General features: G+C 66.1%; 27 protein-coding genes. 9 read left to right on the top strand and 18 right to left on the bottom strand.

Annotation, left to right across the window (positions count from 1 at the left end; all coding sequences use genetic code 11):
• Positions 1–4 precede the first annotated feature (4 nt).
• From ACE10X_RS37760 to ACE10X_RS37770, 3 genes are read right to left on the bottom strand one after another with little or no spacing between them, the layout of a single operon-like run.
• Positions 5–820 carry an ABC transporter permease gene (locus tag ACE10X_RS37760; RefSeq protein WP_038387344.1) on the bottom strand — a complete coding sequence of 272 codons (816 nt, stop codon included), beginning with the start codon at positions 818–820 and terminating at the stop codon, positions 5–7.
• Positions 820–1,734 carry an ABC transporter permease gene (locus ACE10X_RS37765; RefSeq protein WP_038387343.1) on the bottom strand — a complete coding sequence of 305 codons (915 nt, stop codon included), beginning with the start codon at positions 1,732–1,734 and terminating at the stop codon, positions 820–822. Before ACE10X_RS37765 ends, ACE10X_RS37760 begins: the two co-directional genes overlap by 1 nt.
• Positions 1,731–2,903 (bottom strand): ABC transporter ATP-binding protein, encoded by a 1,173-nt coding sequence (locus ACE10X_RS37770; protein ID WP_038387342.1) that lies wholly within the window; start codon positions 2,901–2,903, stop codon positions 1,731–1,733. Before ACE10X_RS37770 ends, ACE10X_RS37765 begins: the two co-directional genes overlap by 4 nt.
• Positions 2,904–3,126: 223 nt before the next feature.
• Here ACE10X_RS37770 and ACE10X_RS37775 point away from each other — a divergent pair, with 223 nt between their 5' ends.
• Positions 3,127–4,356 (top strand): tetratricopeptide repeat protein, encoded by a 1,230-nt coding sequence (locus tag ACE10X_RS37775; protein ID WP_080583514.1) that lies wholly within the window; start codon positions 3,127–3,129, stop codon positions 4,354–4,356.
• A 157-nt stretch (positions 4,357–4,513) separates the two neighbouring features.
• On the opposite strand, the gene ACE10X_RS37780 is transcribed toward ACE10X_RS37775, so the two are convergent.
• The 3 genes from ACE10X_RS37780 to ACE10X_RS37790 all read right to left on the bottom strand — a co-directional run bounded on the left by ACE10X_RS37780 (position 4,514) and on the right by ACE10X_RS37790 (position 10,629).
• Positions 4,514–5,980 (bottom strand): glycerol-3-phosphate dehydrogenase, encoded by a 1,467-nt coding sequence (locus tag ACE10X_RS37780; RefSeq protein ID WP_304557108.1) that lies wholly within the window; start codon positions 5,978–5,980, stop codon positions 4,514–4,516.
• A 64-nt stretch (positions 5,981–6,044) separates the two neighbouring features.
• A complete protein-coding gene (locus tag ACE10X_RS37785; protein ID WP_051003204.1) occupies positions 6,045–7,613 on the bottom strand; it encodes an ABC-F family ATP-binding cassette domain-containing protein in 1,569 nt (522 codons plus the stop codon).
• 328 nt (positions 7,614–7,941) lie between these two features.
• On the bottom strand, positions 7,942–10,629 hold the full coding sequence (locus tag ACE10X_RS37790; protein ID WP_038387340.1) for an EAL domain-containing protein: 2,688 nt from the start codon (positions 10,627–10,629) through the stop codon (positions 7,942–7,944).
• 275 nt (positions 10,630–10,904) lie between these two features.
• Between ACE10X_RS37790 and ACE10X_RS37795 the strand changes: the two genes are divergently transcribed.
• Complete coding sequence (locus ACE10X_RS37795; RefSeq protein ID WP_028340617.1) at positions 10,905–12,008, top strand: NAD(P)/FAD-dependent oxidoreductase; 1,104 nt, start codon at positions 10,905–10,907, stop codon at positions 12,006–12,008.
• A gap of 96 nt (positions 12,009–12,104) precedes the next feature.
• Here ACE10X_RS37795 and ACE10X_RS37800 read toward each other — a convergent pair whose 3' ends face one another.
• The gene (locus ACE10X_RS37800) at positions 12,105–12,290 is read right to left on the bottom strand and encodes a YdcH family protein (RefSeq protein WP_016847370.1); all 186 of its coding nucleotides are present in this window, start codon (positions 12,288–12,290) and stop codon (positions 12,105–12,107) included.
• A gap of 240 nt (positions 12,291–12,530) precedes the next feature.
• Here ACE10X_RS37800 and ACE10X_RS37805 point away from each other — a divergent pair, with 240 nt between their 5' ends.
• The 3 genes from ACE10X_RS37805 to ACE10X_RS37815 all read left to right on the top strand — a co-directional run bounded on the left by ACE10X_RS37805 (position 12,531) and on the right by ACE10X_RS37815 (position 13,437).
• Positions 12,531–12,737 (top strand): YdcH family protein, encoded by a 207-nt coding sequence (locus ACE10X_RS37805; protein ID WP_016847372.1) that lies wholly within the window; start codon positions 12,531–12,533, stop codon positions 12,735–12,737.
• 196 nt (positions 12,738–12,933) lie between these two features.
• A complete protein-coding gene (locus tag ACE10X_RS37810) occupies positions 12,934–13,143 on the top strand; it encodes a hypothetical protein (protein WP_028336001.1) in 210 nt (69 codons plus the stop codon).
• Between the two features lie 42 nt (positions 13,144–13,185).
• On the top strand, positions 13,186–13,437 hold the full coding sequence (locus ACE10X_RS37815) for a hypothetical protein (protein WP_018268738.1): 252 nt from the start codon (positions 13,186–13,188) through the stop codon (positions 13,435–13,437).
• A 14-nt stretch (positions 13,438–13,451) separates the two neighbouring features.
• On the opposite strand, the gene ACE10X_RS37820 is transcribed toward ACE10X_RS37815, so the two are convergent.
• Complete coding sequence (locus tag ACE10X_RS37820; RefSeq protein WP_038387339.1) at positions 13,452–14,168, bottom strand: GGDEF domain-containing protein; 717 nt, start codon at positions 14,166–14,168, stop codon at positions 13,452–13,454.
• A 145-nt stretch (positions 14,169–14,313) separates the two neighbouring features.
• Here ACE10X_RS37820 and purE point away from each other — a divergent pair, with 145 nt between their 5' ends.
• Both purE and ACE10X_RS37830 read left to right on the top strand, forming a co-directional pair.
• Complete coding sequence (gene purE, locus ACE10X_RS37825; RefSeq protein WP_028335999.1) at positions 14,314–14,802, top strand: 5-(carboxyamino)imidazole ribonucleotide mutase; 489 nt, start codon at positions 14,314–14,316, stop codon at positions 14,800–14,802.
• Positions 14,799–15,905: a 5-(carboxyamino)imidazole ribonucleotide synthase gene (locus ACE10X_RS37830; RefSeq protein WP_038387338.1), complete on the top strand. Its 1,107-nt coding sequence runs from the start codon at positions 14,799–14,801 to the stop codon at positions 15,903–15,905. Before purE ends, ACE10X_RS37830 begins: the two co-directional genes overlap by 4 nt.
• A gap of 263 nt (positions 15,906–16,168) precedes the next feature.
• Here ACE10X_RS37830 and aqpZ read toward each other — a convergent pair whose 3' ends face one another.
• Positions 16,169–16,891 carry an aquaporin Z gene (gene aqpZ / locus ACE10X_RS37835; protein WP_038387337.1) on the bottom strand — a complete coding sequence of 241 codons (723 nt, stop codon included), beginning with the start codon at positions 16,889–16,891 and terminating at the stop codon, positions 16,169–16,171.
• 264 nt (positions 16,892–17,155) lie between these two features.
• Between aqpZ and rpsU the strand changes: the two genes are divergently transcribed.
• On the top strand, positions 17,156–17,452 hold the full coding sequence (gene rpsU, locus ACE10X_RS37840; RefSeq protein ID WP_021078544.1) for a 30S ribosomal protein S21: 297 nt from the start codon (positions 17,156–17,158) through the stop codon (positions 17,450–17,452).
• 113 nt (positions 17,453–17,565) lie between these two features.
• Positions 17,566–18,228 (top strand): tetratricopeptide repeat protein, encoded by a 663-nt coding sequence (locus ACE10X_RS37845; protein WP_038387336.1) that lies wholly within the window; start codon positions 17,566–17,568, stop codon positions 18,226–18,228.
• Between the two features lie 48 nt (positions 18,229–18,276).
• Here ACE10X_RS37845 and ACE10X_RS37850 read toward each other — a convergent pair whose 3' ends face one another.
• The 9 genes from ACE10X_RS37850 to ACE10X_RS37890 all read right to left on the bottom strand — a co-directional run bounded on the left by ACE10X_RS37850 (position 18,277) and on the right by ACE10X_RS37890 (position 25,131).
• A complete protein-coding gene (locus ACE10X_RS37850) occupies positions 18,277–19,188 on the bottom strand; it encodes a hypothetical protein (RefSeq protein ID WP_038387335.1) in 912 nt (303 codons plus the stop codon).
• A 262-nt stretch (positions 19,189–19,450) separates the two neighbouring features.
• A complete protein-coding gene (locus ACE10X_RS37855; protein WP_028340624.1) occupies positions 19,451–19,735 on the bottom strand; it encodes a cupin domain-containing protein in 285 nt (94 codons plus the stop codon).
• Between the two features lie 36 nt (positions 19,736–19,771).
• Positions 19,772–20,869, bottom strand: a complete 1,098-nt coding sequence (locus ACE10X_RS37860; protein ID WP_038387334.1) for a calcium:proton antiporter — start codon at positions 20,867–20,869, stop codon at positions 19,772–19,774.
• A gap of 53 nt (positions 20,870–20,922) precedes the next feature.
• Positions 20,923–21,741, bottom strand: a complete 819-nt coding sequence (locus ACE10X_RS37865) for an alpha/beta hydrolase (RefSeq protein WP_038387333.1) — start codon at positions 21,739–21,741, stop codon at positions 20,923–20,925.
• Positions 21,742–21,757: 16 nt separating this feature from the next.
• Positions 21,758–21,928: a hypothetical protein gene (locus ACE10X_RS37870; RefSeq protein ID WP_162832440.1), complete on the bottom strand. Its 171-nt coding sequence runs from the start codon at positions 21,926–21,928 to the stop codon at positions 21,758–21,760.
• A 10-nt stretch (positions 21,929–21,938) separates the two neighbouring features.
• Positions 21,939–23,336: an NAD(P)(+) transhydrogenase (Re/Si-specific) subunit beta gene (locus ACE10X_RS37875; RefSeq protein WP_304557120.1), complete on the bottom strand. Its 1,398-nt coding sequence runs from the start codon at positions 23,334–23,336 to the stop codon at positions 21,939–21,941.
• 43 nt (positions 23,337–23,379) lie between these two features.
• On the bottom strand, positions 23,380–23,697 hold the full coding sequence (locus ACE10X_RS37880; RefSeq protein ID WP_016841609.1) for a proton-translocating transhydrogenase family protein: 318 nt from the start codon (positions 23,695–23,697) through the stop codon (positions 23,380–23,382).
• Positions 23,698–23,708: 11 nt separating this feature from the next.
• Positions 23,709–24,833, bottom strand: coding sequence for a Re/Si-specific NAD(P)(+) transhydrogenase subunit alpha (locus ACE10X_RS37885; protein WP_038388957.1), 1,125 nt, complete (start codon positions 24,831–24,833; stop codon positions 23,709–23,711).
• A gap of 145 nt (positions 24,834–24,978) precedes the next feature.
• Positions 24,979–25,131: an aa3-type cytochrome c oxidase subunit IV gene (locus ACE10X_RS37890; RefSeq protein ID WP_016841611.1), complete on the bottom strand. Its 153-nt coding sequence runs from the start codon at positions 25,129–25,131 to the stop codon at positions 24,979–24,981.
• Positions 25,132–25,168 lie beyond the last annotated feature (37 nt).

The following is a 25,168-nucleotide window of genomic DNA, read 5'->3' on the forward strand; positions in this document are numbered from 1 at the left end:
AGCTTCATAGCGGCGCGGCGCTCTCGCCGCGCGCGCTCGACAGTTTCGAGGCGAACGAGGCGATCACGATGATCACGGCGATCAGCGCGATCACCAGCGTGCAGATCGCGTTGATCTCGGGTTTCACGCCGAGCCGGACCTCGGAATAGATCCGGATCGGCAGCGTCGCCGAGCCCGGGCCGGTGGTGAAGCTCGCGATCACGACATCGTCGAGCGACAGCGTGAAGGCCAGCATCCAGCCGGCGACGATCGCGGGCACGATCAGCGGCAGCGTCACCAGGAGGAACGCCCGCACCGGATCGCAGCCGAGGTCCATCGCGGCCTCCTCCAGGCTGCGATCGAGCGTGGAGAGGCGCGACTGCACCACGACGGTGACGAAGCACATCGTCAGCGTGGTGTGGGCGATCGTCACCGTCCAGAACCCGCGCTCGGCATTGAGCGCCACGAACAGGAGCAGCAGCGACAGGCCGGAGATCACCTCGGGCATGACCAGCGGCGAATACAGCATGCCGGAGAACAGCGCCCGCCCCCGGAACCGCTCGCCGCGTGCCAGCCCGACTGCCGCCAGCGTGCCCAGCAGTGTCGCCAGCGTCGCCGACACCGCGGCGACCGACAGGCTCATCCACGCCGCCTCCAGCATCGCGCGGTCGCCGAAGAACTCGCGGTACCAGCGCAGCGACCAGCCGCCCCACACCGTCACCAGCCGCGAGGCGTTGAACGAGTAGATCACGAGGATGACGATCGGCAGATAGAGGAACGCCAGCCCGAGCGCCAGCGACGTCATGTTGAAGCGGGTGAGCCTGGTGACGGTGCGCGCCATCAGCGGCCCGCCTCCAGCTGACGCCGTTGCAGTCGGTCGTAGAGCACGAGCGGCGGTACCAGCAGCAGCAACAAGGCGACCGCGGCGGCCGATGCGACCGGCCAGTCCTTGTTGGTGAAGAACTCGAGCCACAGCGTCTGCCCGATCATCAGCGAGTTGGAGCCCGCGAGCAGGTCGGGGATCACGAACTCGCCGACAACAGGGATGAAGCAGAGCAGCGCGCCGGCGCCGACGCCGGGCAGCGACAGCGGGAACGTCACCAGCCAGAACGCCTGCAACGGCGAGGCGCCGAGATCGCCCGCGGCCTCCAGCAGCGACGCGTCCATCCTGGAGAGCGTCGCATAGAGCGGCAGGATCATGAACGGCAGATAGGAATAGACGATGCCGAGGTACATCGCGCTGTCGGTCGACAGCCAGACCACGGGCGCGGACACGATATGCAGCGCCAGCAGAACCTGGTTGAGCAGGCCGTCATGCTGCAGGATGTTGATCCAGGCATAGATGCGGATCAGGAACGAGGTCCAGAACGGCACGATGACCAGCATCATCGCCACGCCCTGCCAACGCTGCGGCAACCGCGCCATGCCGTAGGCGATGGGATAACCGATCAGGAGCAGGATCAGCGTCGAGCTCACCGCGACGACGAGGCTGCGCAGATAGGACAGGATGTAGAGGTTGTCCGAGATCAGCAGGCGGAAATTGTCGAACGACAATTGCGCGAACGCCGCGGTCAGCGCGGCGCGGCCCTCAGTGAAATCGAACACCGGCGTATAGGGCGGCTGCGCGATCGCGGTCTGCGACAGGCTGATCTTCAGCACGAAGCCGAACGGCACCAGGAAGAACAGCACCATCCACAGATAGGGCGCGATCGCGGCGAGGCGCGCCGGCCGGGCGAAGATGCGGCGCGCGCTCATTGCTCGAGCACCAGGCAATCGTCGGCGGTGAACCATGCCACCACGCGCTGACCGGCGAGGTAGGCATCGACATCGAGCCGCGCGGTGTTGGCCATCGACGAGCGCACCACCGCGCCCGTCTCGAGCTTCACCCGGTAGCTGGTCACGCCGCCGAGATAGTTGACATCGGTGACGACGCCCTCCAGCCGGTTGATCGCCTTTGAGGCGCCCTCATCGGAGGCCGGCGCGCGGCGCGACAGCTTAACCTTCTCGGGGCGGATCGCGACGGCAACGACCTGCTTGGTCACCGGCGGCCACAGCTCGCTGACCGCCAGCGTGCCCGCATCAGCCGTCGCGACCGTCAGGCGCCCATTCTCGCGGGACGTGACCTCGCCGTTGAACAGATTGATGTCGCCGACGAACTCGGCGATCCAGCGCGAGGCCGGCGCCTCGTAGAGATTGCGCGGGGTTGCGACCTGAACCAGACGGCCGGCATCCATCACGCCGATCCGGCCGGCCATCGTCATCGCCTCCTCCTGATCGTGGGTGACGATGATGAAAGTCATGCCGAGCCGGCGCTGCAGCTCCATCAATTCGGCCTGCGTGCTCTCGCGCAGCTTCTTGTCGAGCGCGGCGAGCGGCTCGTCGAGCAGCAGCACCTGCGGGCGGCGCGCCAGCGAGCGCGCCAACGCGACGCGCTGCCGCTGTCCGCCGGAGAGCTGGTCGGGCTTGCGCTTCTCCATCCCCTCGAGCTTGACGAGGGCAACCATCTCGGCGACGCGCGCGGCGATATCGCCGCGCGCCATGCCGGCACGCTTCAGCCCGAAGGCAATGTTGTCGCGCACCGACAGATGCGGGAACAGCGCGTAGTTCTGGAACATCATGTTGACGGGCCGCTCATGCGGCAGCACCTGGGCGATGTCGCCGCCGCCGAGCAGGATCCGCCCTTCGTCCGGCGTCTCGAAGCCGGCGAGCATGCGCAGCAGCGTGGTCTTGCCGCAGCCGCTCGGGCCGAGCAGCGCGAAGAATTCGCCGGCGCGGATATCGAGCGAGAGCTTGTCGACCGCGCGAAAATTGCCGAACGACTTGGCGACACCCTCGATCCGCAGCAGCGGCATGTCCGAGACGGCCGGTTCAGGCAACGGCCTCGCCGCCTCCGCACTCGCTTCGCCCGATGTCACGTCCGTCAGCCCCGATTCTCCGTAAGGTCCGATTCTGGCGGCAAGCTAGCGGTGGATCGCCACCGGCTCAACCGCCTCACGGACATCTCCCGCAATATTGTCGGCGTCCGCACCTCTGCTAGACTTCGCAGCCAAATTCGAGGGGCAACCGATGATTCACGACCGCTACGGCCTGCCACTGACGACGAGCTCGGACCGCGCCGCCGCCTACTATGTGGGCGGCGTCGATCGCATGCTGGCGGCGCTGCACGGCGCCGATGCGGCGTTCGAGGCGGCGATCGCCGAGGACCCCGATTTCGCGTTGGCCCATATCGGCCGCGCCCGCGTGCACCAGCTCAACATGGAAGGCGCCAAGGCCCGCGCCAAGGCGGCCGATGCACGGCAGCTGGCTGCGGCCGCCAGCCCGCGCGAGCGCCAGCACATCGAGATCATGGCGTCCGTGATCGAGAGCCAGCCCAGGAAGGCGGTGACAGAAGCCGAACGGCATCTCACCGAATATCCGCGCGATGCGCAGGTGCTGTCGCTGTTGCTCGGCGCCTTCGGCCTCTATGCGTTCTCCGGCCGGCCCGACCATGACGCCGCGCGGCTTGCCGTCTGCGAGCGTTACGCCAGCGACTATGGCGACGATTGGTGGTTCCTCACCTATCTCGGCTGGTCGAAGACCGAGGCCGGCGATGTCGTGTCCGGCCGCGCCATCACCGAGCGCGGCTATGCGCTGAAGCCGGAGAACGCCGGCGCCGCGCACGCGGTCGCGCATGCGTTGTTCGAGCAGGGCGACGCGGCGGAAGGCCGCAGCTTCCTCTCCGCCTGGCTGCCGGCGAATGATCGCACCAGCTTCCTGCAAGGCCATCTCGCCTGGCACCTCGCCTTGATCGCGATCGAGGAAGGCGACGCCGACAGCGCGCTCGACATTTACGAGCAGCACATCAAGCCGGCGGGCCGGCCCTATCCGCCGCTCAATATCTTCACCGACACGGCCTCGCTGCTGTGGCGGCTGTCGGTCGCCGGCAAGACCGGCCTCGAGCAGCACTGGAAGGATGTCGCCGCCTATGGCGACGGCTATTTCCCGAAGGCCGGCGCGCATTTCGCCGACGTGCACCACGCGCTGGTCGCAGCCACGACGAACAACGACGCGCTCGAGGCGCGGCTGGTCGAGATGGCGGCGCGCGATGCCGACGGCAGGCTAGCGCCGGGCCCCGCGGCGATCGGGCTCGGCCGCGGGATCGCGGCCTTCGCCGCCAGCGATCACCACGATGCCGTGCGCATCCTTGCGCCGCTGATGCCCGAACTGGTGCGGATCGGCGGCAGCCATGCGCAACGTGAATTGTGGGAGGACACCTTCATCGTCGCATGCCTGCGCGCCGGCCGGGGCCGGCAGGCAACGAGCCTGATCTCGGAGCGGCTGCATCGCCGTCCGTCCCGGCGCGACCTCGCCTGGTCACAGGAGGCGGCCCGGCAATAGCCGCTGCTCGAGCTACTCTCCTTCCCCCTGAAAGGGGGAAGGTCGGGATGGGGGTCGGCCACAAGCGACACCGGTCGTTGTGGAGGCAAAATCCCCACCCGCTTTGCTCTGGCGAGCAAAGCGACCTCCCCTTTGCAAGGGGAGGTTTGAAGCGAGCTCAATCCATCTTCGCCATGAATGTCGCGAGCGCGTCGCAATCGGCTTGCGGCATGGTCAACCCGAGCTTGGAGCGGCGCCACAGGATATCGTCGGGAAAGCGCGCCCATTCCCTGCGCATGAGGTAGCGCACCTCGGCGCCGGTCAGTTCGGGACCGAAGGCCGGGCCGAGATCGGCTTTCTCCCTGGCGTCGCCCAGAACATCCCCGACGTTCAGCCCATAGGCGGCCACCAGCCGTCGCGCCTGCGCCTCGCCGAGGAAGCGCCAGCGGTCGCGGGCGATCTCGACCTCGGTTTCAAAGCGCTGCCAGGCGAATTCGCCGCCCGGCAGCGGCGCCGTTGCGGTCCAGCGCGGCGTCATCGGATAGAACCGCGTGAACTCCGACACTGCCCGCTCGGCGCGGCGCCGCGACGTGGTGACGTCGCCGCCGAAGATCGTGAGCAGCGGCGCCTTGCCGCGGCTGACATCGAGCAATGCTGCGCCATCGCTCATGCGCCGGCGCGCGGGCGCGACCACGGAATTGGCGCCGGAGACGGTCCGTAGCACATCCACTGGGGCGATCTGTTCGCGAAAGTAGCGATTGGCCGCGTCGCAGAGATAGGCGACCTCGCGCACATCAATTGCGACAACCGCCGGATCACCCTTGAAGGGATGACTGACGCTGCCGATCAGGGTGAAGTCGCGCTCATAGGGACTGGCGAAGATCAACCGGCCGTCAGGGTTCTGAAACACATAGACGTTGTCGCAGTCGAACAGGCGGCGCACCACGATCTGGCTGATCTGCACGGTCGCAAGCTGCGGCGCGGACACGCGCAGCACGATGTCGGCGATCGAGGCGGTCCACGCGCCGGTCGCGTTGACCAGCGCCCGCGCCGTGATCGCCCGCCGGTAGCCGCGGTCGATCGCGATCAGCCGCCAGGTCTCGCCGCGCTCGGCCCGGGTCACGCGCGCGCCGGTGCGGATATTGGTGCCGCGCGCTGCGGCATCGACGGCGGTGAGCACGACGAGCCGGGAATCGTCGACGACGCAGTCGGAATATTCGAACGCGGTTCCGAACGGCCGCTTCAGCGCATTGCCGACCGGATGGTGGGTGACATCGAGCGTCGCCGAGCGCGGCAGACCGCTGCGCGAAGTCAGCCGTTCGTAGAGCAGCAGCAACGACCGCAACTGCCACGGTGGCCGCTCCTCGGCATGCGCCGGGATCACGAAGCGCACCGGCCGCACCAGATGCGGCGCAATGCGCAGCAACACGTCGCGTTCCCTCAGCGCCCTGCGGACGCGGAAGAGCTCCCGCCGTTCCAGCCCGGCCAGATCGCCATGGACCAGCCGCGGCGAAGCCTGCGATGCGCCGGAACCGAGATCGCCCTGCTCCAGCAGGATCACGCGCAGGCCGCGGCCGGCGGCATCACGGGCAACGCTCGTGCCGTTCAGGCCACCGCCGATGATCGCGACGTCATAATCCGCCATGCGCAACGCCTATCGCATTTCAATGCGAACGGAATACGCGGTCGCAGAGAAAATGCATTGGACGTCAGCCTGCTCCAACGGAGGCGAAGAACTGTTCCGGCCCGTCGACCTCGATCAGCTTCCTGCCTTCGATCACCCAGAACCGGTTGGCCACGGTCCGCACGAACTGGCGGTCGTGCGACACCAGGAGGCAGCTGGCCTGCTGTTCCATCAATTCGTCCTCCAGCGCCTCCTGCCCCTCGATGTCGAGGTGGTTGGTCGGCTCGTCGAGCAGATAGAAGTTCGGCTGGGTGAGCCGCAGCACCAGCATGCCGAGACGAGCCTTCTGCCCGCCCGACAGCCGCCCGATCGGACGGCCCTGCATCTCGATCGAGAGCCCGGCACCGGCGAGCAGGCCGCGCGCCCGCTGATCGCCGACCTCGAAGCGCCGCGTCAGCATGCGCATCGGCGTGTCGCTATCGGCGAGATCGGCCACTGCCTGGTCGCAATAGCCAAGCACCAATGACTCGGTGGCCCGGATCTCGGCCGGTGCCGCTCCGGCATTCTCGATCGCCAGCCGCAGCGCCGCGACGAACCGGGTCTTGCCGGCGCCATTCGGCCCGAGCAACGCAATCCGGTCGCCCTTGCAGATGAACTGCTGGCCGGACCTGAACAACAGCCTGCCATCGGGCGTGGCGATCCCGGCGTTGTTCAGCCTGATCAGAACCTTGGCATGGGTGTCGCGGTTGGCGAGCCGGATCGTTCCGGCCGGGCGTTCCAGATGCGCGGGCTTCGCCGTCTCCTCCAATCTCTCGGCGCGCTGTTTCAATTGCCTGGTCTTCGACAGCAAAAGGTCGCTGCCGGAATTGATGCCGAGGTTGTTGAGCTTCGCGGCCTGCTGCCGGAGCTGCCGCACGGCCTTCATGTCGCGCTGATAGCGCCGCTCGTCCGAGGCATCGAATTCGTCGATCGCCGCGCGCGCCGCGGCATAGGGCAGCGAGAACAGCTGCGACCGCTCCGGGCGCAGGAACAGCGTCCGGTTGGTCGTTGCATCGAGAAAGGCGCGATCGTGGCTTGCGATCACCACCGGCATCTCGCGCGGCAGCGCGTTCAGCCAGGCCTCAAGCCGGCCGATCTTGGCGAGGTCGAGATGGTTGGTCGGCTCGTCGAGCAGCAGCACATCGGGCTCGGTCACCAGCACGCGTGCGAGCACCGCAAGCCGCAGCCAGCCGCCGCTCAGCTGCTTCAGCGGTCTCGTCCACAGCTCCTCCGGAACTTCGAGCGATTGCAGGGCGACGTCGACCCGCCAGCCCTCGCTGGCGCGCTGTTCGCCGGGAAGCGCCTCGAGCACGGCGGCATGGAACGGCGTATCCAGCAGTTTCGGCGGCGCATCCTGCTCGACATGGCCGACTGTCAGTCCGCGCGCACGGGTGATATCGCCCTCGTTGGGCTCCATCGCATCTGCGATACAGCGCAACAGCGTAGACTTGCCGCGGCCATTGGCGGCCACCAGCCCGATGCGGTCGCCGGCATTGACGACAAAATTCAGTTCCGAAAACAGCGGCGCGTTCAGCGTCACGCCGAGATTGCGCACATTGATGAGGGTCACGATCAATTCTCTGGTCTTGCCGGCGATCGCGACATCCCCGGGCATGCCAGCATGCCCTTGGGCGTCCAGCCATCATCGGATGTGCGTGTCGAAGCGCGGCGAGGGATTCATGTGCGGGCGCGAACGCTCAAACGTTCGACGCCGCACGGCCACGAAGGGCAGACCAGGAAGAGATATTGCGCGAGTTTTCCGGTCAGCCCTGCAAACGCATCTGCAGGGCGTTGACGGGGCCACGCTTGAGGTGGGGATCGGTGTATCTCGCCACGACGCGGCCCTCCTTTCTCGGCTGAAATGATGTGGTGGGTCGAGGTGTAGCCGGGCGTGCAGCGGATGGCAAGCACAGCCGGCCGGGCCGGCGACCATTCAGGCCGAATTACCCGGCTCTGCGCACGGTCTCGGCAAGCTGGTCGCCACCGACCAGCGCGGCGAATTGACCGATCGGAGCCGGCCTGCCGATCAGATAGCCCTGCACCGCATCGCAGCCCTCTTCGGCGAGGAAGCCGAGCTGCGCCTCGGTCTCGACGCCTTCAGCGACGATCGACATTTCAAGGCCGTGGCCGAGATCGATCACCGCGCGCACGATCGCAGCCGATTGCGGGTTGCGGCCGAGATTGATGACGAAGGCGCGGTCGATCTTGATCTTGTCGAACGGAAACGCCTGCAGGTAGCTCAGCGAGGAATAGCCGCTGCCGAAATCGTCCATCGAGATGCGCACACCGAGCGCCTTCAGCCGCCGCAGCAGCGACAGGCCGCGGTCGAAATCCTCGATCAGCACGCCCTCGGTGATTTCGAGCTCGAGCCGGTCGGGCGTGAGCCCGGTCTCGAGCAGGATCGAATGCACGAGGCCGACGAGGTCGCCATGGGTGAATTGCGCCGGCGACAGGTTCACCGCGACCTGCAGCGGGATCGCCCAGGAGGCCGCCTCCCGGCAGGCTTCGCGCAGGATCCATTCGCCCATCTCGACGATCAGGCCGCTTTCTTCCGCGAGCGGAATGAAGTCGCCGGGCGGCACGAAGCCGCGCACCGGATGGTGCCAGCGCGCCAGCGCCTCGAAGCCGATGATCTGGCTGGCCGCCACGCTGCCGCCCGCGGCGGCCTGCGGCTGGTAGTAGAGCGACAATTCGCCATTCTTGATCGCGACCGACAGCTCCTGGTGCAGCACGCGGCGATCGCGGATCTGCTGGTCCATCTCCGGTTCGAAGATCGAGATCGTGCCGCGCGACTTCGCCTTGGCGCGAAACAGCGCCGCGCCGGAATTGGCCAGCAGCGAGGCCGCGTCGGATCCGTTGTCCGGGAACACCGCGATCCCTGTGGTGAGGCCGGTCCGCACCGACTTGCCGTCGATCAGGAAATCCTGCCCGAGCGCCTCGGCGGCCTGCTCGGCCAGCGCGATGCCGGCCGCCGGCTGCTTGCCGTCGATGATGAGGCCGAACTCGTCGCCGGACAGCCGCGCGACCACGCCGCCGCGCGCGACGGTCTGCAGGCGCTGCGCGACCTCGATCAGCACCTTGTCGCCCATCGCGTGGCCGTAGACGTCGTTGATCTCCTTCAGCCCGTCGAGATCGACGCAGAGCACGGCGAACTCCTCGTCTGTGCCGTCGCAGGCCTCGATCATCTGGGTCAGCGCCTGCAGGAAGGCGGCGCGGTTCGGCAGATCGGTCAGGCCGTCATGATAGGCCATGTGCGCCATGCGCGACTCGGTCTGGCGCCGGTCGGTGACGTCCTCATGGGTCTTGATCAGATATTGCGGCTCGCCGACATCGTCGAGCACGGTCATGCGGCGGGTCAGGAACAGCCGCAGGCCGTCCTTGGTCGAGATCGGATGCTCCTCGGCGATCATGCTGCGCTTCCTGATCGCGGCCTCGTCGCGGGCGATGATCAGCTTGGCTTCACGCGCATTGAAGATGTCGGACGCGGTCAGGCCGGCGGCGTCCTCGCGGCGGCGATTGAGGATCGTCTCGGCGCTGCGGTTGGCCAGGAGGTAGCGGCCGTCGCTGACCCGCTGCACGATCAGCGAGACCGGGATGTTGTCGACCACGAGCTCGAGGAATTTCTTGTTGTTCTCGAGCTCGCGCGACAGCGAGCGGCGGTCGGTGACGTCCTCGAACAGCGCGATCAGGAATTCCGGTTCGCCGGCCTCGTTGCGGGCGATCACGCGGTTGGAGGCGAGGATCCGCTTGTCCGAACCGCGTTCGACGAAGAATTCGCTGCGATGATAGCCTTCCGCCGCGTTCAGCGCCGCGCGGTCGGCGGTGTCGATGCTGGCGGCGGTCTCGGGGCGGAAGATCTCGTCGGCGCGCTTGCCCACGATGTGATCGCGCGAGAAGCGCGAGAAGCGTTCGAAGGCGCGGTTGGCGAAGATGTAGCGGCCGTCCTCGATGTTCTTGGCCGCGACGCAGACCGGAACGTTGTCGAGCACCGATTCCAGGAATTGCGTGGTCGAGGCGAGCTTGCGCGACAGCTTGCGCTGGTCGGTGCAATCGAGATGGGTCGCGACCGAGCCGCCGTTCGGCAACGGAAAATACTTCACCAGCACCGACCTGCCGCCGGGCAGCTCGGAGACCAATCCCTCGGGCGCCGCGGCCCTGGCGAAGAAATCCTCGGCGCTGAGGTCGAGCACGCCGCGGTCGCGGCGCAGTTCCAGCAGCTCGACGCCCGTCATGTTGCGCCGGATGTCGGCGCGCGACAGGCCGTAGATGTCGAGATAGCGGTCGTTGCAGAACACGATGCGCTCCTGCGCATCGGTCATCACCACGCCCTGGTTCAAATGGTTGAGTGCCGACGAGACGAAGGCGTTGCGCCGCAATTGCGCGCGCTTGGCCTTGCGCAGCGCCGAGAGAATCCACAGCCCGACCGCGCCGAAAAAGGACGCCACCACCACGCTACCGATCAGGAGCTCCCAGACCACGCCGGGATCGAGGCTGCCCAGATAGCTCGACGGCGCGAACGCACCGGTGCCGGCCCGGGCTGCAGCGCACGGCGCGACGGCGGCGATCAGGCAGAGCACGGCCCTTGCCGGAATCGAATTCTTCCCGCCCGCCTGCACCTTCCTGCCAGCCATCGATCACCCGCGGATTTCCGGGGCGAGTGTCCGGCTCCGGCGGTTTGGATCGGGTAAACGCGTACTGATGCAACCGGAAAATGCTGACTTAATTTATGGCAATTGCCCTGACATGATTAATGCTCCACTAACAGGGCACGGCCTCGCAACTATTTGAGATGGCCCAAGCACTTGCCTAATAAGCACTTGCCCAAAGCGACCGGATCGGCTGAACGATGCTGGCGGCAAGCGGCCAGGGCGCGGCCGGGCGGAAATTTTCGGACCTGAAGGACGAGATGGACAGGGTTGATTGCGTGATCGTCGGTGCGGGGGTGATCGGCCTCGCGGTGGCGCGGCGGCTGGCACAGGCCGGCCGCGAAGTGATTGTGATCGAGGAGGCCGAGGGGATCGGCACGGTGACCTCGTCGCGGAACAGCGAGGTGATCCACGCCGGCATCTACTACCGCGCCGGCAGCCTGATGGCGCGGATGTGCGTCAGCGGCAAGCGGGCACTCTACCGCTACTGCGCCGAGCACGGCGTCCCGCACAAGAATTGCGGCAAGCTGATCGTGGCCACCACGCCTGCGGAGACCGAGAAGCTGCAGTCGATCCGAGCGCATGCAAAGGCCAATGGCGTCGACGACATGCAGCTGTTGTCCGGCGAGGCGGCGCGCGCCCTGGAGCCGGCGCTGAATTGCGACGCAGCGCTGCTGTCGCCCTCGACCGGGATCATCGACAGCCATGCCTACATGCTGGCGCTGCGCGGTGACGCCGAGGCGGCCGGGGCGGCGTTCGCCTTCCATACGCCGCTGCTCCACGCCAGGGCCACCGCCGACGGGTTCGAGATCGAGGCCGGCGGCGCGGCGCCGATGACGCTGGCCTGCGATCTCCTGGTCAATGCCGCCGGGCTCGGCGCGACGGCGGTCGCGCGCAACGTCGAGGGCATGCCGATCGAATTGATTCCAACGGCCTATTTGGCCAAGGGCAATTATTTCAGCTGCAGCGCCAGGGCGCCGTTCTCGCGGCTGATCTACCCGGTGCCGGAACCCGGCGGGCTCGGCGTGCACCTGACGCTCGACATGGCCGGACAGGCAAGGTTCGGGCCCGACGTCCAATGGATCGATCACATCGATTACGCCGTCGACCCCGATCGGGCCGAGCGGTTCTATCCGGCGATCCGGAAATACTGGCCGGCCCTGCCGGACGGCGCGCTGATGCCGAGCTACTCGGGAATCCGCCCCAAGATCGTGCCGCCGGCGGTGGCGACGCAGGACTTCCTGATCCAGGGGCCGGCCGATCACGGCGTCGCGGGCCTGATCAACCTGTTCGGGATCGAATCGCCCGGACTGACGTCATCGCTCGCGGTCGCCGACCATGTCGGCGAGTTGGCGGAACTCTGAGCAAATACAGTATGGCCGTCCGGGGGATGCGCGCGCACTTGTGCGTTCATCCCTCGGTGAAAGGCCAGGCTATTTGCTAATTTGCAGGGGGGCGGTCTAGTGGACCGTGTCGTCGGCGGACAGTCTCAACCGCTCGATTTGATCCTTGACCATCAACTTGCGGCGCTTCAGCTCGCAAATATGCAGGTCGTCTACGGAGGGGTGAACGAGCGCTTCGTGCAGTTCGTTCTCGAGTATTTTGTGTTTACGCTCCAGCTCAATGAGATGGGCCTGTATTGCCATTGCGAACTCTCCTCGGTGCGTTAAACCTCAGGTTCGATCCGGACCGCAGAGTGTACACAAGTGGACGGCGCTGTCGATGGGGAACGCGAAATGCCGCACGCACTCATTTCGGTTTATCTGTAACCAATCGTGACTATGGAACCGGTCCGGCTTGCGCGGCGCGCGCGCAAGGAGGATATTCCGGCGAGCGGCGACTTCCGCCGCAACAATCTCATCGTGCTTATCAGTTAATATACAACCATGAACGATCAGGATGAGCGCGAACTAATCGCCGAGCTCGCGCGTCTGCAACAAGAGCACCGCGACCTCGATGCCGCGATCGACGCGCTGCACCAGTCGCCGGCGCCGGATCTGTTGATGCTGCAACGCTTGAAGAAGCGGAAGCTGCAACTGCGCGATCGCATCGCCTTCATCGAAGACCAGATCACGCCCGACATCATCGCCTGACGCGCGTCGCGGCGCAGGCCTTCTCGGTTCGGCGCTTCCGGTTCAGGCCGGGCGGCGGTTTTCCCCGTCATCCACAGCGCCGCACCGGCTTCACGTTCGCGGCAACGGACGCAAGGCGGTTTCCAGGCGCTTGACTCGATAGGAACAAAAAGAGAACATGTCGATCCAGCCGCCAGCCATCAGAGGGAGTTTCGCCATGTCCGCACCGCCTTCCCTGCCCGACAACAGCCGCTACGAGAAGGCCTGCGATCAGGCGATCGCGATGTGCGACGGCAACCTGCGCAGCACCATCAAGGCGCTGATCATGGCCAACGAATATCTGGAAGCCGAGCTTGAGGAATTGCAGGCCGCGATCACCGCCGGTTGCGTGCCGGCGCAGACCCGGGCGGCGAGCGATGCCGCCTGATCCTTGGCCTGATCCTTGGCCTAATCTTCAGGGTGCACAGCGATGGCCGATGTAACCTATTACGTGGCACTGCCCTTCATGCAGGATGATGACGGCACGCCGGTCGCGGGCAATGCCGAGGAATGCCAGAGCTCGGCGGTCGCGCTACGCCGCGCGGAGACCATGTCGCGGATGCCCGGCAGCATCGGCGCCGTCGCGTTCAGCCGCACCGGCGATCCCGCGATCGGCGAATTCGGCGATGCCAAGCTGTTGCGGGCCTACGGCAATGTGCCGGAGGATCTGAGCGCGCTCTGACCCGCCCGGATCCTCTAGGATTCGTGGCGCCGCTGCGCCTTGCGCACATACATCGCACGGTCGGCCTCATCGAGAACGCGATCGATGTCCGAATGCGCGGTGAGGATCGCAACGCCCGCGGAGGCACCTGCGGTGACCTGGCTGTCACGGAACATGAAGGTCAACCGATCGATCGCCTCTTCCAGCGCAGCCGCCTTGGCGCGGGCATCGATCTCGCTGAGATTCCACAGCAGCACGGCGAACTCGTCACCGCCGAGACGGCCGATCACATCGGAAGCGCGCACCTGATCCGATATCGCGGCAACGATCGCCTTCAGCACCTCGTCGCCCGCCGCGTGGCCGAAGGCATCGTTGATCGGCTTGAGGCGATCGACGTCGAGCACGATCAGCGCGCCGGAGGCCTGATAGCGCTTGATGAAGGAGAGCGAACGGGCGAGCTCGCGCTCGAATCCGCGCCGGTTCAGGATGTCGAGCAGGAAGTCGGTCTCGGCGGAGGCCTGTAGCTCCTCGATCCGGGCTTGCGCCCGCGCCAGCTGCGCCCGCAAGCTGCGGATCGTCGATTTGTCGCCGGATGCGAGCGCGCCTCGCGTGGAAGCTTCGGTTCCAGCCCGCTTGGTTCCAGTCCGCTTGGCTCCAGTCTTGCCCGGCCCGGATTTGCGCGCGGCGGGCGCGCCTTTGCGTCGTTTCGCGGCCCCGGAGGCGGCCGCCGTCGTCTTCTTCTTCATGCGCATCCTTGTTGGGGCCTGCTTATGAAGGCTTGCCGGGATTCACCAAGACAGGATAGTCCATTCTAACTCCCTTGCCACGCCTTGGATGACGCCCGGGCCGTCCCTATAATCGGCCTATGCTTTTGGATTCCTGCACAGAATTGAAGAGATGACCGCTCCGATCGCCATCATCATGGGAAGTCAGTCCGACTGGGAAACCATGCGCCATGCCGCCGAGACGCTGGCTGCGCTCGGTGTGGCCTGCGAAACGCGCATCGTTTCGGCCCACCGCACCCCGGATCGGCTCTACGCCTTTGCCAAGGGCGCCAAGGCGGCCGGCCACAAGGTGATCATTGCCGGCGCCGGCGGCGCCGCGCATTTGCCGGGCATGACGGCCGCGCTGACCGAGCTCCCGGTGTTCGGGGTTCCCGTCGAGTCGAAGGCGCTGTCGGGCGTCGATTCGCTCTATTCGATCGTGCAGATGCCGGCCGGCGTCCCGGTCGGGACGCTGGCAATCGGCAAGGCCGGCGCAATCAATGCCGCGTTGCTCGCGGCGAGCGTGCTCGCACTCAACGATCCGGCTCTGTCGGCCCGCCTTGCGGCCTGGCGCAAGCAGCAGACCGACGCGGTCAACGAGCATCCGGAGGGCGCGGCGTGACGGCTTCGAACGCAGTGAAGCTGAAGCCGGGCGACACCATTGGAATCCTCGGCGGCGGGCAATTGGGCCGGATGCTGGCGATGGCCGCGGCGCGCCTCGGGCTCCGCTGCCAGGTGTTTTCGCCGGATCCGGACTCCCCGGCGTTCGACGTGGTGCAGAACGCGACCTGCGCGGAATATGCCGACGTCGAGGCGCTCGAACTGTTCGCCAACGACGTCGACGTCGTCACCTATGAATTCGAGAATGTCCCGGCCGCGACCGCGATGGTGCTCGCCGCGCGCCGCCCGGTGCTGCCGGCCTACAAGATCCTCGAGACCACGCAGGACCGGCTGATCGAAAAGGATTTCATCAGCAAGCTCGGCATCGGCACCGCCGACTACGCCGACGTCTCCTCGGTCGGCACGCTGCGCACGGCGATCGAACGCATCGGCCTGCCCGCGGTGATCAAGACCCGCCGCTTCGGCTATGACGGCAAGGGCCAGGCCATCATCCGCGCCGGCGACGACCTCGAACAGGTCTGGCAGGACCTCGGCACCAAGTCGGCCATCCTCGAAGCCTTCGTGCCGTTCGAGCGCGAGATCTCGGTCATCGCCGCCCGCTCCGCTTCAGGCGAAGTCGAATGCTTCGACGTTACCGAGAACGAGCATCGCGACCACATTCTGAAAATTTCCCGCGCGCCGGCCGCAATCCCCGATGAGCTTGCCGCGCAGGCGCGTGAGATCGCCGAAAAGATCGCCTCGGCGCTCGATTATGTCGGCGTGCTCGCGGTGGAGATGTTTGCGGTGCCCGGCAACGGCAGCAAGGCGACGGTGCTGGTCAACGAGATCGCGCCGCGTGTGCACAATTCCGGCCACTGGACGCTCGACGGCGCCTCGATCTCACAGTTCGAGCAGCACATCCGCGCGATCGCCGGCTGGCCGCTGGGCAAGCCGGTGCGCCACGGCGATGTCGTCATGACCAACCTGATCGGCGACGATATCCTGAGCTACGAGCAGTGGCTCACCGTTCCCGGCGCCACGGTGCATCTGTACGGCAAGGGCACGCCGCGCCCCGGCCGCAAGATGGGGCACGTCACCGAAGTGACGCCCGCCCGTAAGCCTTAATTCCACTAAAGCGCGATGAGATATTCATCGCGCTTTAGCTCGTCGTTTGAGCATGATCTCTTCGGAAAACCGCTTCCCACTTTTCCGGATCATGCTCCGGCGGTCGCGGCCGCCTTCGACACATCGATGGAAATGGGATCGTGGCAGCCACGATCCATTAGAGCATCGGTTCTGATTCAATCAGAACCGATGCTCTGGATTTTTGTTTACGCGTTTTCTTCACGCGAACCGGCGTCCACTTCGCTCGAAAACGCTCTCGCCGATCACGCCGTCTTCGCGCCGGCGACGATGCCGGACGGCTCGTCGCTGAGCCAGCGATAGATCACGCCGCCGAGCGCACCGCCGATCAGGGGCGCGACCCAGAACAGCCAGAGCTGCCCCAACGCCCAGCCGCCGACGAACAGCGCCGGCCCGGTGCTGCGCGCCGGATTCACCGACGTATTGGTGACGGGAATGCTGACGAGATGGATCATCACCAGCGCGAGGCCGATGGCGAGCGGCGCGAAGCCGGCAGGCGCCTTGCCATGGGTCGATCCCATGATGATGAACAGGAACATCATGGTCATCACCACCTCGGTGATGAAGCACACCACCATGTTGTACTGGCCGGGCGAGTGCGCGTCATAGCCGTTGGAGGCAAAGCCCTTGCTGACATCGAAGCCGGGCGCGCCGCTCGCGATCACATAGAGCAGCCAGGCCGCGATGATGGCGCCCACGACCTGCGCGATGATGTAGGGCAGCACCTGGCCGCCCGGGAAGCGCCCGCCCGCGGCGAGCCCGACCGTCACCGCCGGGTTGAGGTGGCAACCCGAGATATGGCCGATCGCATAGGCCATGGTCACCACGCTCAGCCCGAAGGCCAGTGACACCCCGACCAGGCCGATCCCGACCTGCGGAAAGCCGGCCGCGATCACCGCGCTGCCGCAGCCAGCGAATGTGAGCCAGAACGTACCGATGGCCTCGGCAGCGTATTTCTTCATCTCCATCTCGCATCTCCCCTATTTCCAATGTCCGGGTTATCCAAAACGCCGGGAACGGCCCTCATCTGGGCGCCAAACCACCCAAATCAGGGCCGCACAATGGCATTTTCGCCCTATTTCGTGGCTTTACTAGGCCCGAAAGTCACTCGACCGGTGGACATCTGCGCGTTTGTCTGATACACGCGCGCGCCTAGGGTTAAGAGGCTGGCCTTTTGCCGCCCCTTCACCTCGCCAGAATTCCGAACCGATCAATTCAAAAGAGGATGCCGCGTGCAGGTTCTCGTCCGCGATAACAATGTCGACCAAGCCCTGAAGGCGCTGAAGAAGAAGATGCAGCGCGAGGGCATTTTCCGCGAGATGAAGCTCCGCGGTCACTACGAAAAGCCCTCCGAGAAGAAGGCCCGCGAAAAGGCCGAAGCCGTGCGCCGCGCACGCAAGCTGGCGCGCAAGAAGCTGCAGCGCGAAGGCCTGCTGCCGATGAAGCCGAAGCCGGTGTTCGGCGCTGGCCCCGGTGGCGACCGCGGCGGCCGTCCGGGCGGTGCAGGCGCAGGTCGCGGCCCTCGCTGAACCGTTTTGCCGATATGGAAGTCTAACAGCGCGGGCCACGGGCCCGCGTTGTCGTTTTGAAGCGCGCCGCGTTCCGGGGTACCCATGCAAAACGACCGGCAAGAGCATTTTGCATGACGGCTGATCCGGTAGCCCGCCCGCCCTTTCCAGGACCCGCGCACCGCCGTTGCGCGCCGCATCTCGTCATCATTGCAGTGCTTCTCGGCCTGCCCCTCGGGGGCTGCTCCTTCGACCTCGGTTCATGGGGCTCCTCGGACGACAAGCCGAAGCCGGCGGCCAGCACCGACAAGCCCGCCGCCGACACCATCACTCCGCAAGACGTCAACAGCGCCAAGGATCACACCACGCGTGCTCAGGTGCTGGCGCGCTCCGGCAAGCTCGACGAGGCGATGGCGGAGTTCGAACAGGCACTGGCGGCCGACCCTTACAACATCCAGGCGCTCTACGGCCGCGCCCTGATTTATCAGGGCCGCGGACAGCATGAGCAGGCGATCGACGATTTCACCGCGGCCAGCGGGCTGTCGCCGCAGAAGGCCGAGCCCCTGGTCGGCCGTGCGACCAGCTACCTCGCGCTCGACAAGGCCAAGCAGGCCGCCAGCGATCTCGACGAGGCCGTGCAGGCCGATCCAAGCAATGTTGCGGCGTGGAGCGCTCGCGGCCAGGCCTATGAGCGGCTCGGCGACAAGGCCAAGGCGGCGGCGTCCTACAATCGCGCGCTCGCGCTGCGGCCAAGCGACGGCAATGCGCGCAGCGGGCTGGCGCGCACCGGCGGCTAGCGCTTGGCGTGAAGCCAACCCGTCAGGAACGACAGAGCGGCGCTACGGCTACTTCGGCAAGACGGCGTGGAACATCGACTTCATGCCGGAGAACATGTCGTCGGTCACCGACGTGCGCTCGTTCTTCTGCGCCGGCATGATCGCCTCGGCGCGCAGGTCGAGCGGGGCCTGCACCACCGGGACCGGAATGTCGGCCGGCGGCGTCAGCCGGTTGGAGTCCTGGCCGCCGGCGGTGTAGGGCGGACGCGGCTGCGAGGATTGATCGACATTGTCGGTGGACGGACTCGACACCATGATCGGCGGCGGCAACGGCCGGATCGCCGAGGCGCCTGCTGGACGCTGCGCCTCCGGCAGGCGGGCAAGATCGGTGCGCGCAGCGTCCTGGGGACGCGTGGCGTCCTGGGAACGCGCCGCCTCCTGCGGACGCTCCTTGCGCAGCCGCTCGATGGCGGCGCGCGCGAGGTCGTTGGCGTCGCGGCTTTCCTCAGGCGTCACAGCAGTCTCAACTGGCGCTGCTGATGTTGCGGGCGCGGCCGGCTGCGGCGCGGCGGGCGTGACCTTCGCGACGGCCTTCGGTGCCGCCGGGTGATGGCGGGTGTCGGCGGGGATGCCGGCGGTATCGGCCGGCGCCTCAGGCTTCACATCGGCAGATTTGGGGTCGGCTGATTTCTCGGCGGGCTTCTCGGTGACGGTGGCCTTCTCGGACGCCGACCGCTCGATCAGCGTGCGCTCGGACATGCCCTTGGCCTTCACACCGGCTTCAGGGAGGCTGCCGACGACGGTGGCGGGCTTGGCGGCGGCTTTCGGATCAGCCTTGGGATCGACTGCGGCGGTCACGGCTGCGGCCGCCGGCGCCTCCGGCTTGGCCACGATATAGTGATTAACGATGTACGCCCCGATGATGGTCGCTGCCACCGAGGGTAAGATGTCCATCACGAATTTCTTCAGGTAACTCAGCATGACCTGCCACTCCCCACCCCGGTATTACATGCTGGAACTTTGAGGCACATTCAGGGATCAACTGCGTCGGATCGGTGGCAAACCCCCGTTCCGACGTCACCTTTGGTGTCGCTTTGGTTTCAGCCGGAGGCGCCCCCTGCGCAGGCCGCATCCGCCTGCTAGATCATCGCGCAGCCGTTAACGGGTTATGAATTTCCACAGCCGCGCCGGCTCGGACCTGCCATTCGGCGAGTGCAGGGTTCCTTGCGATTCTTGCACCGCGTCAGGGCTTGAGTTCGACCTCGAGGAACACGATCTCGCTGGCCGTCTCGTTGAGCACGTCGTGCTGGACCCCGGCCTTGCGGAAATAGGATTTGCCGGCTCCGAGCTGCGCCTTCGAGCGCTCGCCGTTCGGCGCCACGATCGTCATCTCGCCCGCCGTGATCGGAACGATGACATAGTCCATCTCATGGGTGTGGTGGCCGGTGGCGCTGCCCGGCGCAAGGCGCCATTCGGTCACGCGGACCTCCGCGGTATCCACCTGCACATCCGATTTGGCGCTGAGCATCGTCATTCTCTCCAATTTTTTTGAGCGGATCATGCTCTACGGCACGAAAACCATGAACACGAACACGGCGAACACCACCATGTGAACGAGCCCGAACAGGATGTTGGTGCGGCCGGTTCCGAAGGTGAGCATGCTGACCATGAAGGTGAGCAGCAGGATCAGCATATGCTGGTTGCTGAGCCCGAGCACCAATTGCTTGTCGAGCGCATAGGCGGCTACGGCCACCGCGGGAACCGTGAGCCCGATGGTGGCGATCGACGAGCCGAGCGCGAGGTTGATGCTCTTCTGCAGATCGTTCTTGCGCGCCGCCGACACTGCGGCAACGCTCTCCGGCAACAGGATCAGGGCCGCCACCACCAGGCCGGCAAAGGCCGGCGGCGCGCCGATCTTGACGGTGACCACATCGACCACCAGCGAGAATTTCTTGGCCAGCAGCACCACCGCCAGCAGCGAGATCAGCAGCAGCGCAACGCTGATCGCCGTCATGCGGTCCGACATCACCTCGCCATGCGCCGCCGCCTCATTGGCGCCGCTGACGAAATAATCGCGGTGACGGATGGTCTGGGTGTAGAGGAACACCGCATAGAGCAGCACGGTCACGACGCTGACCACGGCGAGCTGGGCCGTGGAAAACACTGGGCCCGGAGAGGTCAGCGTGAAATTGGGCATATCGAGCGTGATGGTCGCAAGCACGAACAGCACGCTGAGGTAAAGGTTGGCGCCGGTGATCTGGAAATCCTGCTCCTTGTAGCGCAAGCCGCCGATGAAGATGCAGAGCCCGACCAGGCCGTTGCAGACGATCATCACCACCGCAAACACCGTGTCGCGCGCCAGCGTCGGCGCCGGCGTTTCGCCCAGCATGATGGTCGAGATCAGCGCCACCTCGATGATCGTCACCGCGAGCGTCAGCAGCAATGTGCCGAACGGCTCGCCGATCCGCTCGGCGATCATTTCGGCATGGTGGACCGCCGCGAACACGGTGCCGAACAGAATGACCAGCAGCACCGCCGCAAACACCCAGCCCCCGGCCGACGGCGCGAAGCTGTAGCCGGTGGCCGTGACCGCGGCAAACAACAGCACCGCCAGAACGGGATACAGCCAGGCCGACCGCGGCATCGGTCCGTGTGCGCTCATCGTGGGGGTCCCTCACTTCGATGGCGCGATTATGCGACAGACAATCGCCACCGTCAGCCTCTTGCGGCGTCGATAAACCGCCGCGCCGTCGCCATCGCACCGAAATCGTCGAGATTGTCGTGCCCGCCACCGGGCAGTCGCACGAATTGCTTGGGCTCATGGGCGAGGCCGAACAGGCGCTCGCCGAAGCGAATCGGGATCACCGGATCGTCGGTGCCATGCATGATCAGGAGCGGCGCCTTGACCTGCGCGATGAGCCGGTCGGAGTGGAATTGATCGCGCATCAAGAGGCTGACCGGCACATACCAGAAGTGCGCGCCGGCGACGTCGGCCGTCGACGTATACGGCGCCTCAAGGATCAGCTTGCCGAGCGGATGTTCGGCAGCGAGCGCAACCGCAACGCCCGTGCCGAGGGAGAATCCCCAGGCCACGATCTGCTCGGCGCGGTAGCGCGCGGTGGCGAAGGCGTAAGCCGCCGCAGCGTCCTGCAGCAGTCCCTGCTCGCTCGGAGACCCGCTCGACCCCGCGTAACCCCGAAAGGACAGCGCCACCAGCCCGGTGCCGTCGGCCGTGATGGCCTTGAAGCGCGCCACGCGCCCGGCAAGGAAATCGCCGTTGCCATGGAAGAACAGCACGACGGGCCGGCCCGGCTTCGCCGGCACGTGCCAGACGATGACCTTCTCGCCGTCGTCAGTGGTCAGGACATGCTCTTCCGCTTCGGGAAGCCCCGCGGCGGCCGGCGCGGTTCGCCCGACCGGCGGGATCGGAAACAGCAGTTCGCGCTGCCTGACATACAGCGCCACGAGCCCGCCGAGATAGATGACGAACGCGGCGATCAGGAGCCATTTCAGGATTGCGAGTGCCAGTGCCATCAGCGGTGGGCCGCGGCTATGTTTTGCCGCGGAGCTTGCGCAGCTTCTCGACGTCCGCCTTGATGCTGTCGGGGACCGGCCGGCACGCGCACGCCGCCGCATGCGCGACGTGCCACTTGATGCGTTGCTCGCGCGTCGCCCGGGGCGGCATGCGATGCGCTCGATGCCACTCCCGGTTCAGCGTCATCGCTACCGCCTTACATCGCCTTGACGATGTTCTCGGTGACCTTCTTGGCGTCGCCAAGCAACATCATGGTGTTGTCGCGGTAGAACAGCGGGTTGTCGATGCCGGCATAGCCCGAGGCGAGCGAGCGCTTGATGAACATCACGGTGCCGGCCTTCCAGACCTGCAGCACCGGCATGCCGTAGATCGGCGAGGTCTTGTCCTCTTCCGCCGCCGGGTTGGTGACGTCGTTGGCGCCGATCACGAAGGCGATGTCGGCCTGGGCGAACTCCGAGTTGATGTCCTCGAGTTCGAACACCTCGTCATAGGGCACGTTGGCCTCGGCCAGCAACACGTTCATGTGCCCGGGCATTCGGCCCGCGACCGGGTGAATGGCGTATTTCACCTCGACGCCTTCCTTCTTCAGGATGTCGGCCATCTCGCGCAGCGCGTGCTGGGCCTGCGCCACCGCCATGCCGTAGCCGGGCACGATGATGACCTTGGAGGCGTTCTTCATGATGAAGGCGGCGTCATCCGCCGAGCCGAGCTTGGCGGGCTTCTGCTCGCCGCTGCCGCCGCCGGCCGCCGCGGTCTCGCCGCCGAAGCCGCCGAGGATCACCGAGATGAACGAGCGGTTCATCGCGTGGCACATGATGTAGGACAGGATCGCGCCGGAGGAGCCGACCAGCGCGCCGGTGATGATCAGTGCCGAATTGCCGAGCGTGAAGCCGATGCCGGCCGCGGCCCAGCCGGAGTACGAGTTCAGCATCGAAATCACGACCGGCATGTCGGCGCCGCCGATCGGGATGATCATCAGCACGCCGAGCGCCAGCGCGATGATGGTGATCAGCCAGAAGTCGAGCGCGCTGCCGCTCATCACGAGGCCGACGATGAAGAATATCAGCGCCAGCGCCAGCACGATGTTGATGACGTGACGGAACGGCAGGATGATCGGCGCGCCGCTCATCCGTGCCGACAGCTTCAGGAACGCGATCACCGAGCCGGTGAAGGTCAGCGCGCCGATCGCGACGCCGAGCGACATCTCGACCAGGCTCTGCGGATGGATGTTGCCGGGCGTGCCGATGTCGAACGCCTCGGGCGCATAGAACGCACCGGCGGCGACCAGCACCGCGGCCATGCCGACCAGCGAGTGGAATGCGGCGACGAGCTCGGGCATCGAGGTCATCGGCACCCGGCGCGCGATGACGGCGCCGATGCCGCCGCCGATCGCGACCGCGAGGATGACCAGCACCCAGGCCACGCCGTCGGCCGGCGGATGGCTCGCCAGCGTGGTGCCGACGGCGATCGCCATGCCGATCATGCCGAACATGTTGCCCTGGCGCGACGACGCCGGGCTCGACAGGCCGCGCAGCGACAGGATGAACAGCACCCCCGCCACGAGATACAACAGTGCAGAGAGATTGGCGCTCATCTCAGGTCCCCCTATATCCTCATCACCCCGAGGTGATTGCCGCTCACTTGGCTTTCTTCTTGTACATCGCGAGCATGCGCTGGGTGACCAGGAAGCCGCCGAAGATGTTGACGCAGGCGAAGATCAGCGCGACGAAGCCGAAGCCGCGGGCCCAGCCCGAACCGCTCGAGACCATGCCGACGCCGACCGCGAGCAGCGCGCCGACCACGATCACCGAGGAGATCGCGTTGGTCACGCTCATCAGCGGCGTATGCAGCGCCGGGGTCACCGACCACACCACGAAATAGCCGACAAACACGGCGAGGACGAAAATCGACAGCCGGAACACGAACGGATCGACGGCCTGCGCGAGATGCTCCATGGCTTCTCTCCTTACTTCGGCTGGAAGTTGGGATGGATGACGGCGCCGTCCTTGGTCAGCGCGGTGGCCTTCACCAGCTCGTCGTCCCAATTGACCGCGAGCGCCTTGTTGGCTTTGTCGATCATCGTCTCGATGAACGAGAACAAATTGCGCGCGTAGAGCCCCGAGGCCGACGCCGCGACGCGGCCGGCGACGTTGGTGTAGCCGACGATCTTGATGCCGTCGGTCTCGACCACTTCGCCGGGCCTGGCGCCCTCGACATTGCCGCCGCGCTCGACCGCGAGATCGACCAGCACCGAGCCGGGCTTCATCGATTTCACCATCTCGCCGGTGACGAGCTTCGGCGCCGGACGGCCGGGGATCAGCGCGGTCGTGATCACGATGTCCTGCTTCTTGATGTGCTCGGCGGTCAGCGCGGCCTGCTTGGCCTGATACTCCTTGGACATTTCCTTGGCGTAGCCGCCGGCGGTCTGCGCGTTCTTGAACTCCTCGTCCTCGACGGCGAGGAATTTCGCGCCGAGCGATTCGACCTGTTCCTTGGTGGCCGGGCGCACGTCGGTCGCGGTGACGACGGCCCCGAGCCGCCGCGCGGTCGCGATCGCCTGCAGGCCGGCGACGCCGACGCCCATCACGAACACCTTCGCGGCCGGAACGGTGCCGGCGGCGGTCATCATCATCGGGAAGGCGCGGCCAAAGGCCTCGGCGCCCTCGATCACGGCGCGGTAGCCGGCCAGATTGGCCTGCGAGGACAAGACGTCCATCACCTGCGCGCGGGTGATGCGCGGCATCAATTCCATCGCGAAGGCGGACACGCCGGCATCGGCTATCGCCTTCAGCGCGGCCTCGTTGCCATAGGGATCCATGATCGCGATGACCAGCGCGCCGCGCTTGTATTTGGAGAGTTCGGAGGCTTCCGGCCGCTTCACCTTGATGATGATGTCGGCGTCCTTGAGCGCGTCCGCGCTGACGGTGGCGCCAACGGCGGTGAACTCCGAATCGGGAAGGCCCGACTTGATGCCCGCGCCCGGCTCGACCGCGACCTCAGCGCCGAGTGCCTTGAACTTCTTCACGGTATCGGGCGAGGCCGCAACCCGCGGCTCGGACGGATCAATTTCCTTGGCAACGGCAATCTTCATGGGCCCTCCGGCGGCGCGAGCGGCGCACGCGTCTTCAAACTAGCGTTATTTTCGCCAGATTTGGATACCCGGTTTTTACACATCCGGGTTCGATAGGAATTCCGGCACCGCCGCGGGACGGCGGCGCCGCTAGCCGATCTAAGGATCAGACCAGGAAATAGGCCATCAGGGCGAGAATAATGGCGACGCTGATGGTGCCCCATTTGACCAGCATGATAAACCCTTCATAGGTCTGCTCATGCGCCACGTAATCGTTGCCGTCGGCGGTCGTGTAGGCCACTTCGCTATGGTCTGCCATCGCTGTCCCCAGTCAGAAATTCGCGTTCCTCCGCGAG

It is taken from the genome of Bradyrhizobium sp. Pha-3 (assembly GCF_042258325.1).
GTDB lineage: Bacteria > Pseudomonadota > Alphaproteobacteria > Rhizobiales > Xanthobacteraceae > Bradyrhizobium > Bradyrhizobium elkanii.